Consider the following 11,671-nt stretch of genomic DNA (forward strand, 5'->3'; position numbering starts at 1 on the left):
AGCCAGGCAGGACCACGCGTTGAACAGAAATCCGAAATTTCGAATGACCAGACCACCCGTAACCCGCTATGCGCGCGCCACTTTGGCGCTGCTGATCGCGGCAGCCGTAACCGGCGCGGCGATGCCGTCGCAGGCGCAGACCGTTCCCGTTCCGAAGCCGGCGCCGAAGGGCCGCGACGTGCAGCTCAGCGCATCCGAGCCGCGCGCGCCCATGACCACAGGGGCCACCCAGACCGCTCCGCCGAATCCGGTGATTCCCGACCCGCGCCGCAATGTTCCCGCCAATATTTTCGGGACTTTCGATGCCGATCAAAAGGCGCAGGCCGCCAGGGTGAGTTCCTATCTGTCGTCGCTGCAGACGCTGGTCGGAAATTTCGTCCAGGTCGGACCCGACGGCACCAAGATCAAGGGTGACTTCTACATCCAGAAACCCGGCAAGGTGCGTTTCGAATATGAGGCGCCGAGCCCGATCGCGATCATCGCCGATGGCTCCTCGCTGGCCGTGCGCGACAGCAAGCTTGCGACCCAGGACATCTATCCGCTGTCGCAGACGCCGCTGCGCTTCCTGCTGTCGGACCGCATCGACCTGTTGAAGGATACCAACGTCGTGAGCGTCACCGCGGACGACCTGTATATCAGCGTCACCATCGAGGAGAAGCAGGCGCTGATCGGCACCAGCCGCCTGATGCTGATGATCGGCGCCAAGGACGGCCAGCTCAAGCAGTGGACCGTGACCGACCCGCAAGGCTACGACACCACGGTCGCGGTCTACAATGTGGATACCTCCAGGAAGCTCGATCCCGGCATGTTCAAGATCGACTTCACCAATTATTCCACCCCGCCGGGCTAGTACCGACTATGTGAGATCGGTGAGTCGCTTGCTGCCCATGCTTCGAGCGAGCTGCAAGCTCATGACCTCATGCGTCTTGGCGCGGCGTCTCGCAGGAGACGTGCTCCCACCGTGAGAGAGAGGCTCCTGCCGCTCGACAGCGAAGGGACGCGGATGCAGGGTGTGTTTTTCGTCCGGCCCTGATACATCCTGCCCATGCGCTTTTCCCTGACGACCTGGAATATCAATTCGGTGCGGCTGCGCATCGAGATCGTCGCCAAATTCCTCAAATCGGTCCGGCCGGACGTGCTCTGCCTGCAGGAGACGAAGTGCATCGACGACGCCTTCCCGCTGAAGCGCTTCAAGCGTCTGGGCTACGAGCATGTCGCGCTGAACGGGCAGAAGGGCTATCACGGCGTCGCCGTGATCTCGAAGCTGCCGTTCGAGAGCACGGATATCCGCAGCTTCTGCGACAAGCTCGACTCGCGCCACATCTCGGTCTCCTTCGGCGAGAAGGCGCAGCTCGCCAAGCCGCTGGTGCTGCATAACTTCTACGTGCCGGCGGGCGGCGACATTCCCGATCCCGCGCTCAACCCGAAATTCGAGCACAAGCTGCGATTCCTCGACGAGATGAAGGCATGCGAGCCGCTGCATCCGCGCGGCGAGGACTGGCACATCCTGGTCGGCGATCTCAACGTGGCGCCGCATGAGAACGACGTGTGGTCGCACAGGCAGCTCCTGAAGGTGGTGTCGCACACCCCGATCGAGACCGAGAAGCTGCTCGCCGCCCAGGCTCACGGCGAATGGTTCGACGTCGCGCGCGAGCGCATCCCGCTGTCGGAAAAGGTCTACACTTGGTGGAGCTATCGCGCCGCCGACTGGACGCTGGCCGATCGCGGTCGCCGGCTTGACCACATCTGGGTATCGCGTGCGCTGAAGGACCGCGTCAGCGACTTCCGGATTACCCGCGATGCGCGCGGCTGGGAGCGGCCGTCCGACCATGTCCCGGTGACGGTGACGCTGGAGGTGTGAGAAAATTTACGCCCGTCATTCCGGGGCGCGAGTGAAACGAGCGAACCCGGAATCTCGGCCGGCAACCTCTGGATTCCAGGTTCGCGCTGTCGCGCGCCCCGGAATGACAACCCTAAATGCTCAGCTTGGCGCCCGCCATCAGGATGTCGCTGGCAAGCTGGCTGGTGCGGGTGGCGAATTCGTCGCGCAGCCGGCGCGCCGCGGCGGGATCGCTTTCCAGCACGCGCTGAAACAGGCTGCGCGCGATCCGGATCACAGAGGAGTTTTCCAGCGCGATCGCGGTCGACGGCCGCCGCATCGCCACCACCAGCGCGAGTTCGCCGAGCAGGGCGCCCGGACCCGCGATCACTTCCGCGCCGCCGCCGTCCTCGACCCGGAACGCGCCGCGTTGAACGATGAAACCGGCATCGGCGTCGTCGCCCTCATTGAAGAGGACTTCGCCGCGCGCGAAATTGCGCTGCTCCGAGCCGATCGCGAGCATGCGCAGCGCGGTCGCCCCCAGCAGGCGAAGGGTGGGGACGCGCTCAAGTAGCGCTACATCATCTTCGATCGACATGCAGAACCGGTGATCGGGATGCGCTGATGAATACGAATCGATGGCCGAATCGTATCACGGCACCAGCTTGTAGCCACCGGCTTCCGTCACCAGTATCTCGGGATTGGCCGCATCTTTCTCGATCTTCTGGCGCAGCCGGTAGATGTGGGTTTCCAGGGTATGGGTGGTGACGCCCGAATTATAGCCCCAGACCTCCTGCAGCAGCGTCTCGCGCGATACCGGCAGCTGGCCGGCGCGGTACAGGAACCGGAGGATGGCGGTTTCCTTCTCGGTCAGGCGTACTTTCCGGGCGTTGGCGCCGGTCAGCATCTTGGAGCCGGGCCGGAAAGAGTAGGGGCCCACCGTAAACACCGCGTCTTCGCTGGCCTCATGCTGGCGCAGCTGCGCCCGGATTCGCGCCAGCAGCACCGCAAACCGAAACGGCTTGGCCACGTAATCATTGGCGCCGGACTCCAGCCCCAGGATGGTATCCGAATCGGTATCGTGCCCGGTGAGCATGATGATGGGGGCCTTGAAACCGCCCTTGCGCAGACTGCGCACCACCTCGCGGCCATCGGTGTCCGGCAGCCCGACATCCATCAGCACGAGATCGGGAGAATTGGCCTTGGCGGCGCTGGCGCCCTTGGCGCCGGTATCGACGGCAGAGGCCTCGAACTCGTCGTGCAGCGACAATTGCTCCACCAGCGTATCGCGCAGATCGGTATCGTCATCCACGATCAGGATCTTGCGGGCAGTGGCCATTGGTACAATCCTCTTGGGACGCGGGACGGAGCAAGGGGTAGCGCCGTCAGCCGCGTCTGGTTTCGCCGTTCCAGTTCGTATTGAGGTAAGGGGCTGTTACAGATTCACAAGCCGAAACCCATTCTACTCCAGATTTGGATGGCTTTAGGATGAATGTCTGGGGTCGGTGAAATAGAACATTTGACGTCATGGTGGCAATCGGGATTCGGCATTTCGTATGGGAAGCTCCAATATTTCAATCACTTATAAGACAAGTCCGCGTGATCGGCCGGTTTCCGCGATCCTTGTTCGCGCCGCCGCAGGCGATCCGCGCCGGGGCTGGCTGACGGCCGGCGGACAGGCCATACCGGTCGCGCTGGGGCGCGGCGGCATCCTGGCCAACAAGCGCGAGGGCGATGGCGGCACCCCCCGGGGCACGTTTCGGCCGCGGCAATTGTGGTGGCGGGCCGACCGCCACGCCCGGCCGCGCACATTCCTGCCGGTTCGCGCCATCCGGCCCGAAGACGCCTGGTGCGAAGACCCCGGCGACCGCCATTACAACCAGCCGATCCGGCTGCAGCAGGGACGCGCCGGCGACCGGCTCCGACGCGACGATCACCTGTATGATTTCATTGTCGAGATCGATCACAACACCGAGCCCCGGATTGCCGGCCGCGGCAGCGCCGTCTTTCTGCATCTGGCGCGCGGGAATTTCGGACCGACCGCCGGATGCGTCTCGATGACGAAATCGGCGATGCTGCGGCTGCTGCAGCGGATCGGACCCGAGACCAGAATCGTGATCGGGTGAGTCCAACCACTTCCGGGAAATACAACCATGCTCGACAAGGATCAGATAGCGGCGGCGTCACGGACCCTGCACGGACACTGGCGCGCCGGCACCAAGCTCGGCGCTCTCGAAACCCCGTTGCGCCCGCGCGATCGGTCGGAGGCCTATGCGATCCAGGCTGCCCTCGAAAATCATTCGACCGGGGGCCTGTTCGGCTGGAAGATCGCAGCCACCAGCGAGGCCGGGCAGAAGCACATCAATGTCGCCGGCCCGATGGCCGGACGCATCCTGCCCGAGACCGTGTTAGCAGATGGCGGCACGGCACCGATGGCGGGCAATGAAATGCGGGTCGCCGAACCGGAATTCGCCTTTCGCATGCACGCCGATTTACCGCCGCGCGACGCGCTATATTCCGTGCAGGAGGTGCTGGATGCCGTCGATTCGCTGCATCCGGCGATCGAAATTCCGGATTCGCGGTTCGCGGATTTTGTCGGCGCCGGCACCGAGCAGATCATCGCGGACAATGCCTGCGCGCATCTGTTCGTGCTCGGCGCGCCGGCGCAAGCGAACTGGCGAGCGCTCGATCTGGTCGAGCACAGGCCGGTCATCACGTTGCGCGGCAAGCAGTATATCGGCCACGGCAAGAACGTGCTCGGCGATCCCAGGGTGGCGCTCGCATGGCTCGCCAACGAACTGCGTGAGCTCGGCGTGACGCTGAAAGCCGGCGAGGTCGTGACCACCGGCACCTGTCACCCGCCATTGCCGATTCAAACAGGCGATTTGCTCGAGGCGGATTTTGGCGTGATCGGAAAAGTGTCAGTCAGGTTCGGGTAGGCGGCATTCGCCTTAGAGGGTGGACGCGATGCGCAGCATCGCGGACGGGTGAGGGGCTCTCTCATCGGGCAGTTTGCCAGAGGATAGAAACCCCTCATCCGGCGCGCTTCGCACGCCACCTTCTCCCACAAGGGGAGAAGGGAGAAAACTGCCTTACCGCGTCCCGAAAATCGCCGAGCCGATCCGTACATGGGTGGCGCCGAACTGGATCGCGATGGCGAAATCGGCGCTCATGCCCATCGACAGCTTCGTCAGCCGGTTGCGCGCGGCGATCTTCGCGGTCAGCGCGAAATGCGGCGCCGGGGCCTCGTCGACCGGCGGAATGCACATCAGACCGGCAATCGACAGGTGATATTTTCCCCGGCAGGCGGCAATGAAGGCGTCGGCGTCGCCGGGGGCGACGCCCGCCTTCTGCGGCTCCTCGCCGGTATTGAGCTGGACGAACAGTTCCGGCCGGCGTTTCTGGGAATCGATTTCCTTGGCTAACGCTTCGCAAATGCTCGGACGATCGACCGAATGGATCGCGTCGAACAGCGCCACAGCCTCCCTGGCCTTGTTCGATTGCAACGGCCCGATCAGATGCAGCGCGATGCCGGGGTAAGCCGATATCAACCCCGGCCACTTCGCCTTGGCCTCCTGCACGCGATTCTCGCCGAAAACCCGCGCTCCGGCCTCGATCACCGGCGTGATCGCATCGGCATCGAACGTCTTGGACACCGCGATCAGCGTCACCGACTTTCGGTCGCGGCGCGCCTCCACGCAGGCGCGCGCAATGTCGTGCTCCACGGCAGCGAGGCCGTTTGGTAAAGGCGGGGTTATCGGCTGGGGATTTTGCGGCGCCATGTGATCCGTGGGTGGTAGATTTACGGGGTGGTTCGAATTTTACCGAGTTCCGGAAAGGCTTCTTGAAGCCTTCCCTATACCCTGCATCCGGGGTCAGGGGACCAGGATGTCACGCGTCAGTTTCAACCGCAAAAGAGTGAAACTCAAGAAGGTTCTGGGAATCCGCGCGCGGCTGGCGCTGCTGGCGCTGATTCTGGTGACACCGCTGATGCTGGAACGCGTCCGTTCGCTGGAGAACACCAGAGCCAAGCAGATCGCGCTTGCCTCGGCTGAATTCGCCAGCCTCGCCAGGCACAGCGCCGATATGCAGCGCGAGGTGATTTCGTCGGTCGAGACGGTGCTGAAATCCGCGGCCTATATCCGCGGTTCCGTTGATGGCGTCGACCGCAGCTGCGACATCATGCGCGCCAGCCTGCCCTCCAGTCTGCCCTGGATCCGCAGCCTGATGATCGTCGGCGGCGATGGACGCATCCAGTGCGCGACCAACAGCCTGTTTGTCGGACTCGATCTCAGCGACCGGCCCTATTTCATCAAGGCGCGCGAGAGCCGCGACTTTGTTTTCAGCGACTACATCCTGGCCAGGCCAACCAACACGCCCATCGTGATGGCGGCCTATCCGGTATCCGCTATTCATCCTGGCGTCGACGCCGTCGTGCTGGCCGGCGTCAATCTCGACTGGATGTCGAAGATCATGAGCAACCTCGGCAACCGGCCCGGCATCACCGCTGCGCTGGTCGACAGTGCCGGAACCGTGCTGGCGGCGCCGGCGGACCGGGCCGGCATGATCGGCCGTCCCCTGGATAATGTGCCGCTGCTGTCGTTGATCGCCGACAAGGCGCTCAATTCGAACCTGCCGGCAGGATCGCTTTCCTTCGTGGCCGCGGATGGCTCGAAGCGGATGGTCACCTTTGCGCGCATTGCCGGCACGCAATCGCGACTCGTCATCAGCATCGACGAGGCCAGGGTATCCGCTGTTATCAATGGCGAGATTCGCACCGCCTATCTGCAACTCGCCTTCGTCTGCCTGTTCGTGCTGCTCGGCGCGCTGGCCGCCGCCCGGAAACTGATCATCCAGCCGATCGAGACGATGGCGGCGATGGCGAAGCGGTTCGGCCAGGGCGAATGGTCGGTGCGCGCCACGCGCAAATCGCTGCCGGCCGAATTCGTGCCGCTGGCCCGCGCCTTCAATGCCATGGCCGCACAGCTCGGCACGCGCGAGCGCGAACTGGTCGCCACCAACGACCGGCTCACCGTGATGGCGTCGATCGACATGCTGTCGGGCCTTGCCAACCGGCGCGGCTTCCAGAGCCGGCTCGATTTCGAATGGATGAAGGCCCAGCAATACGAGTGCGAGCTGTCGCTGCTGATGATCGACGTCGATCACTTCAAGCTGTTCAACGATACCTATGGCCACCCCGAGGGCGACGCCTGCCTGACCCGGATCGGCGCGACGCTGGCAGCCGCCGCCGCCGAGACCATGGGCTTTGCCGCCCGTTACGGCGGCGAGGAATTCTGCCTGCTGCTGCCCAACACCGACGCCAGCCGCGCGCTCGAAATCGGCGAGATGGTGCGCCGGGCGGTTCAGGACCTCGCGGTGCCGCATTCCACCTCGAACTTCCTGACCGTCACCGCCAGCGTCGGCGTGGCCTGCACAAGGCCGAGCGACAAGCAGCAGCCCGGCGACCTGATCGAAGCCGCCGACGCTGCCCTCTACGCCGCCAAGCACCGCGGCCGCAATGCGGTGGTCGAGCATGGATTCGTAAGGCTGAGCGACGGCCGCATGGCGCTGGCGAGCTGAGGGCTGCCGTCACCGCTTTGGGGTGCGGGGGGCGTTGACCCCCAAGCCGCTTTTGTGGCCTAGTCCGCCGTCCGCTTCAGACGGCCCGAATCCACGAAAAGCCCAGCGATTACATGACCTCCGAACGCTACAACGCACGCGAATCCGAGCCGCGCTGGCAACGCCAGTGGGACGAAAAGGCGATCTTCGCCTCCAAAAACGAGGATCCCAGACCGAAATACTACGTGCTGGAGATGTTCCCCTACCCCTCCGGGCGGATCCATATCGGGCATGTCCGCAACTACACGCTGGGCGACGTCATCGCGCGCTACATGCGGGCCAAAGGCCACAACGTGCTGCACCCGATGGGCTGGGACGCCTTCGGGCTGCCGGCGGAAAATGCCGCGATCGAGCGCAAGGTGGCGCCGAAGGCGTGGACCTACGAGAACATCGCGGCGATGAAGAAGCAGCTGCGGTCGATCGGGCTGTCGCTGGACTGGTCCCGCGAATTCGCGACCTGCGATCCGTCCTACTACAAGCACCAGCAGAAGATGTTCAACGACTTCCTGCGCGCCGGCCTTGCCGAGCGCGAGAAGCGCAAAATCAACTGGGATCCGGTCGACATGACCGTGCTCGCCAACGAGCAGGTGATCGACGGCCGCGGCTGGCGCTCCGGTGCCGTGGTCGAGCAGCGCGAGATGAACCAGTGGGTCTTCAAGATCACGAAGTACTCTCAGGAACTGCTGGACGCGCTGGACGGGCTGGACCGCTGGCCCGACAAGGTGCGGCTGATGCAGCGCAACTGGATCGGCCGCAGCGAAGGCATGCTGGTGCGCTTCGCGCTCGACCCGGCGACGACGCCGGCGGGCGAGACCGAGCTGAAGATTTTCACCACCCGGCACGACACGCTGTTCGGCGCCAAATTCATGGCGATCGCGCCGGATCATCCGCTGGCGCAGGCCGCGGCGGCGAAGAATCCCAAGCTCGCGGAATTCATCGCGGAAGCCAAGCGTCACGGCACCGCGCAGGAGATCATCGATACCCAGGAGAAGCAGGGTTTTGACACCGGCATCCGGGCGGTCCATCCGTTCGACCCGGACTGGAAGCTGCCGGTCTACGTGGCAAACTTCGTGCTGATGGAATACGGCACCGGCGCGATCTTCGGCTGCCCGGCGCACGACCAGCGCGACCTCGATTTCGTCAACAAATACGGGCTCGGCAACACCCCCGTGGTGTGCCCCGAAGGCCAGGATCCCAAGGCGTTCGTCATCACCGACACGGCCTTTGACGGCGAGGGCCGCATGATCAATTCGCGCTTCCTCGACGGCATGACCATCGAGCAGGCCAAGCAGGACGTTGCAAAACGCCTCGAAGGAGAGGTTCGCGGCAACATGCCGGTCGGCGAGCGGCAGGTGAATTTCCGGCTGCGCGACTGGGGCATTTCGCGGCAGCGTTATTGGGGCTGCCCGATCCCGGTGATCCATTGCCCGACATGCGATGTGGTGCCGGTGCCCGATGCGGACCTGCCGGTGGTGCTGCCGGAGGATGTCTCCTTCGACAAGCCCGGCAACGCTCTCGACCATCATCCGACCTGGAAGCACGTCGCCTGCCCGAAATGCGGGGCTAAGGCCACGCGCGAAACCGACACCATGGACACCTTCGTGGATTCGTCGTGGTATTTCGCGCGCTTCACCGATCCGTGGAACGAGAAGGCGCCGACCTCGCCTGACGTCGCCAACCGGATGATGCCGGTCGACCAGTATATCGGCGGCGTCGAGCATGCGATCCTGCATCTGCTCTACAGCCGCTTCTTCACCCGCGCCATGAAGGCCACCGGTCATATCGGCATGGACGAGCCGTTCGCCGGCATGTTCACCCAGGGCATGGTGGTGCACGAAACCTATCAGAAGGCCGATGGCGGCTACGTCACGCCGGCCGAGGTCAAGATCGAGACGGTCGGCAGCGACCGTCGCGCCACGATGATCTCCGGCGGGGAAGAAATCTCGATCGGCCCGATCGAGAAGATGTCGAAGTCAAAGCGCAACACCGTCGACCCTGACGACATCATCGCGACCTACGGCGCCGACGTTGCGCGCTGGTTCATGCTGTCGGATTCGCCGCCGGATCGCGACGTGATCTGGAGCGACGAGCGGGTGCAGGGCGCTTCGCGCTTCGTGCAGCGGCTGTGGCGGCTGATCAACGAGTCCGCCGGGATCGCCCGGTCGGCCCCGGCGGAACGGCCGGAAGCGTTCGGCGCGGATGCGCTGGTGCTGCGCAAGGCCGCCCACGGCGCGCTGGACAAGGTTTCCGCCGGCATCGAAAAGCTGCATTTCAACGTCTGCCTTGCCCATATCCGCGAATTCACCAACGCGCTGGCCGAGGTTCTGGGCCGCGAGGGGGAGCCGTCGCCCGATCTGGCCTGGTCGGTCCAGGAAGCCGCGGTCATTCTTGTTCAACTGTTTGCGCCCATGATGCCGCATCTGGCCGAGGAATGCTGGACGGTTTTGGGCCAGAAGGGGCTGATTTCAGAGGCGAATTGGCCCCAAATCGAACGCGATTTGCTGATCGAAGACAGTGTGACGCTGGTGGTCCAGGTCAACGGCAAGAAGCGGGGTGATGTAACCGTGCCACGGGGCGCCCAAAATCCGGAAATTGAGACTGCCGTTTTGGCCCTCGATGCGGTAAAACAGGCGCTCGGCGGCAAGGCCGTCCGCAAGGTGATTGTTGTTCCCATGAGGATCGTGAATGTCGTTGGCTAAGACCCGCATTGCCGCTCGGCTCCTGGTCGTGGCCGCCCTGGCGGCGCTGACGGCCGGCTGCTTTCAGCCGATGTATGCCGAACGCACCGACGGCACCCCCGGCCTGCGCGAAAAGCTGATGGGGGTGGACGTCCCGCCGGTCGACAAGGCCAACGCCTCGCGTGAGGCGCGGGTCCAGGTGGAGATCCGCAACGCGCTGAAGTTCAAGCTCTACGGCAACGCCACCGGGATGCCCCCGACGCACAAACTGGTGCTGCGGTTCGGTTCCAGCCGCTCGTCGCTGATGCTCGATCCCGCCACCGCGCTGCCATCCAGCGAGAATTACGGCATCGACGCCCAGTACAATCTGATCGATCTCGCCACCAATAAATCGGTGATGACCGGAACCACCTTCGCGCGGGTGTCCTACGACATTCCCGGCCAGTTGCAGCGCTTCGCCCGCGCCCGCGCCTTCCGCGACGCCGAGGATCGTGCCGCTCACGAGATAGCTGAAAACATCCAGACCCGGCTGGCGTCGTTCTTCGTCGCCGGTACCTGATTCAACCGTCATTCCGGGGCGCGCAAAGCGCAAACCCGGAATCCGGAGATAATTTAGTTCGCTCGAGATTCCGGGTCCATGCGAAGACGCATGTCCCGGAATGACGGCAGGGATCTCGCAGTGGTCGCGCTTCGCGGAAAAGAGATCGACGCCTTTCTGGCCCGGCCCGATCCGGCGCGCCCCATCATCCTGCTTTACGGTCCCGATGCCGGCCTCGTGCGCGAACGGGCCGATGCGCTGCTGGCGTCCGCGGTCGACGACCCCAACGATCCGTTCTCGCTGGTGCGGCTCGACGGCGATGAACTTTCCGCCGAGCCGTCGCGGCTGGTGGATGAAGCGATGACCGTGCCGCTGTTCGGCGGTCGGCGCGCCATTCGCATCCGCGCCGGCTCGCGCAGCTTCGCTGGCGGAGTCGACACGCTGGCCGATATGCCCCTGAAGAACTGCCGCATCGTGATCGAGGCCGGCGAGTTGCGGCCGGAATCGCCGCTGCGCAAGGCCTGCGAGCGCGCCAGAACCGCCGTCGCGATCGCCTGCTACGCCGACGACGCCGGCGCGCTGGCGCGATTGATCGACAGCGAGCTGCGGGTTTCGAACCTCAGCATCGCCGCCGACGCCCGCGCGGTCCTGATGTCGCTGCTCGGCGGCGACCGCCAGGCCTCGCGCAACGAATTGAGGAAGCTCGCGCTCTACGCCCCTGGCGGGCGCGTGGTTACTTTGGACGACGTGATGGCGGTGGTCGCCGACGCCTCCGAGCTCAAGATCGACCCGATCGTCGATGGCGCCTTTGCGGGAAAGCCGGAGTTGGTGGAAACCGAATTCGCCAAGGCCATGGTGGCCGGCACCTATCCGGGCATGATCATATCCGCCGCGCAGCGCCATGCCGCCTGGCTGCACTAGACCAGCCTTGCAGCCGCCGAGGGCACGCCGGTATCGACGCTGCTCGACAGCGGATTCCCGCGGCTGCACTTTTCAAGGAAGCCGAGCGCCGAGCTC

The 11,671-nt window shown here is 64.4% G+C and carries 10 protein-coding genes and 1 pseudogene; 8 read left to right on the top strand and 3 right to left on the bottom strand.

Annotation, left to right across the window (positions count from 1 at the left end; all coding sequences use genetic code 11):
* Positions 1–43: 43 nt before the first annotated feature.
* Both Q8R73_RS16475 and Q8R73_RS16480 read left to right on the top strand, forming a co-directional pair.
* Positions 44–850 carry an outer membrane lipoprotein carrier protein LolA gene (locus tag Q8R73_RS16475; RefSeq protein ID WP_305720618.1) on the top strand — a complete coding sequence of 269 codons (807 nt, stop codon included), beginning with the start codon at positions 44–46 and terminating at the stop codon, positions 848–850.
* A 195-nt stretch (positions 851–1,045) separates the two neighbouring features.
* Positions 1,046–1,861 (top strand): exodeoxyribonuclease III, encoded by an 816-nt coding sequence (locus tag Q8R73_RS16480; protein ID WP_305720619.1) that lies wholly within the window; start codon positions 1,046–1,048, stop codon positions 1,859–1,861.
* Between the two features lie 112 nt (positions 1,862–1,973).
* Here Q8R73_RS16480 and Q8R73_RS16485 read toward each other — a convergent pair whose 3' ends face one another.
* Both Q8R73_RS16485 and Q8R73_RS16490 read right to left on the bottom strand, forming a co-directional pair.
* Positions 1,974–2,417, bottom strand: a complete 444-nt coding sequence (locus Q8R73_RS16485; RefSeq protein ID WP_305720620.1) for a cyclic nucleotide-binding domain-containing protein — start codon at positions 2,415–2,417, stop codon at positions 1,974–1,976.
* A 54-nt stretch (positions 2,418–2,471) separates the two neighbouring features.
* On the bottom strand, positions 2,472–3,158 hold the full coding sequence (locus Q8R73_RS16490) for a response regulator transcription factor (RefSeq protein WP_305720621.1): 687 nt from the start codon (positions 3,156–3,158) through the stop codon (positions 2,472–2,474).
* Positions 3,159–3,375: 217 nt separating this feature from the next.
* Here Q8R73_RS16490 and Q8R73_RS16495 point away from each other — a divergent pair, with 217 nt between their 5' ends.
* Positions 3,376–3,945 (top strand): L,D-transpeptidase, encoded by a 570-nt coding sequence (locus tag Q8R73_RS16495; RefSeq protein WP_305720622.1) that lies wholly within the window; start codon positions 3,376–3,378, stop codon positions 3,943–3,945.
* 27 nt (positions 3,946–3,972) lie between these two features.
* Positions 3,973–4,758 carry a 2-keto-4-pentenoate hydratase gene (locus Q8R73_RS16500; RefSeq protein ID WP_305720623.1) on the top strand — a complete coding sequence of 262 codons (786 nt, stop codon included), beginning with the start codon at positions 3,973–3,975 and terminating at the stop codon, positions 4,756–4,758.
* A gap of 153 nt (positions 4,759–4,911) precedes the next feature.
* Here the strand turns inward: Q8R73_RS16500 and Q8R73_RS16505 are convergent, their stop codons facing one another.
* Positions 4,912–5,601, bottom strand: coding sequence for a YggS family pyridoxal phosphate-dependent enzyme (locus Q8R73_RS16505; RefSeq protein WP_305720624.1), 690 nt, complete (start codon positions 5,599–5,601; stop codon positions 4,912–4,914).
* Between the two features lie 106 nt (positions 5,602–5,707).
* On the opposite strand from Q8R73_RS16505, the gene Q8R73_RS16510 reads away from it, so the two are divergent.
* From Q8R73_RS16510 to holA, 4 genes and pseudogenes are all read left to right on the top strand, one after another.
* Complete coding sequence (locus Q8R73_RS16510) at positions 5,708–7,399, top strand: diguanylate cyclase domain-containing protein (protein ID WP_305720625.1); 1,692 nt, start codon at positions 5,708–5,710, stop codon at positions 7,397–7,399.
* Between the two features lie 113 nt (positions 7,400–7,512).
* On the top strand, positions 7,513–10,137 hold the full coding sequence (gene leuS / locus Q8R73_RS16515) for a leucine--tRNA ligase (protein ID WP_305720626.1): 2,625 nt from the start codon (positions 7,513–7,515) through the stop codon (positions 10,135–10,137).
* Entirely contained in the window at positions 10,124–10,675 is a 552-nt protein-coding gene (gene lptE, locus Q8R73_RS16520; RefSeq protein ID WP_305720627.1) for an LPS assembly lipoprotein LptE, read from the top strand. The genes leuS and lptE overlap by 14 nt, the downstream gene beginning before the upstream one ends.
* A gap of 120 nt (positions 10,676–10,795) precedes the next feature.
* Positions 10,796–11,671, top strand: a pseudogene (gene holA, locus Q8R73_RS16525) (DNA polymerase III subunit delta); the annotation flags it as partial.

Source organism: Bradyrhizobium sp. (assembly GCF_030697065.1).
GTDB lineage: Bacteria > Pseudomonadota > Alphaproteobacteria > Rhizobiales > Xanthobacteraceae > Bradyrhizobium.

What these genes read in the sequence shown, in the direction of transcription:
- Q8R73_RS16475 (WP_305720618.1), top strand. Translation starts at nt 44, where the DNA reads ATGACCAGACCACCCGTAACCCGCTATGCGCGCGCCACTTTGGCGCTG.
- Q8R73_RS16480 (WP_305720619.1), top strand. Translation starts at nt 1,046, where the DNA reads ATGCGCTTTTCCCTGACGACCTGGAATATCAATTCGGTGCGGCTGCGC.
- Q8R73_RS16485 (WP_305720620.1), bottom strand. Translation starts at nt 2,417, where the DNA reads ATGTCGATCGAAGATGATGTAGCGCTACTTGAGCGCGTCCCCACCCTT.
- Q8R73_RS16490 (WP_305720621.1), bottom strand. Translation starts at nt 3,158, where the DNA reads ATGGCCACTGCCCGCAAGATCCTGATCGTGGATGACGATACCGATCTG.
- Q8R73_RS16495 (WP_305720622.1), top strand. Translation starts at nt 3,376, where the DNA reads ATGGGAAGCTCCAATATTTCAATCACTTATAAGACAAGTCCGCGTGAT.
- Q8R73_RS16500 (WP_305720623.1), top strand. Translation starts at nt 3,973, where the DNA reads ATGCTCGACAAGGATCAGATAGCGGCGGCGTCACGGACCCTGCACGGA.
- Q8R73_RS16505 (WP_305720624.1), bottom strand. Translation starts at nt 5,601, where the DNA reads ATGGCGCCGCAAAATCCCCAGCCGATAACCCCGCCTTTACCAAACGGC.
- Q8R73_RS16510 (WP_305720625.1), top strand. Translation starts at nt 5,708, where the DNA reads ATGTCACGCGTCAGTTTCAACCGCAAAAGAGTGAAACTCAAGAAGGTT.
- leuS (WP_305720626.1), top strand. Translation starts at nt 7,513, where the DNA reads ATGACCTCCGAACGCTACAACGCACGCGAATCCGAGCCGCGCTGGCAA.
- lptE (WP_305720627.1), top strand. Translation starts at nt 10,124, where the DNA reads ATGTCGTTGGCTAAGACCCGCATTGCCGCTCGGCTCCTGGTCGTGGCC.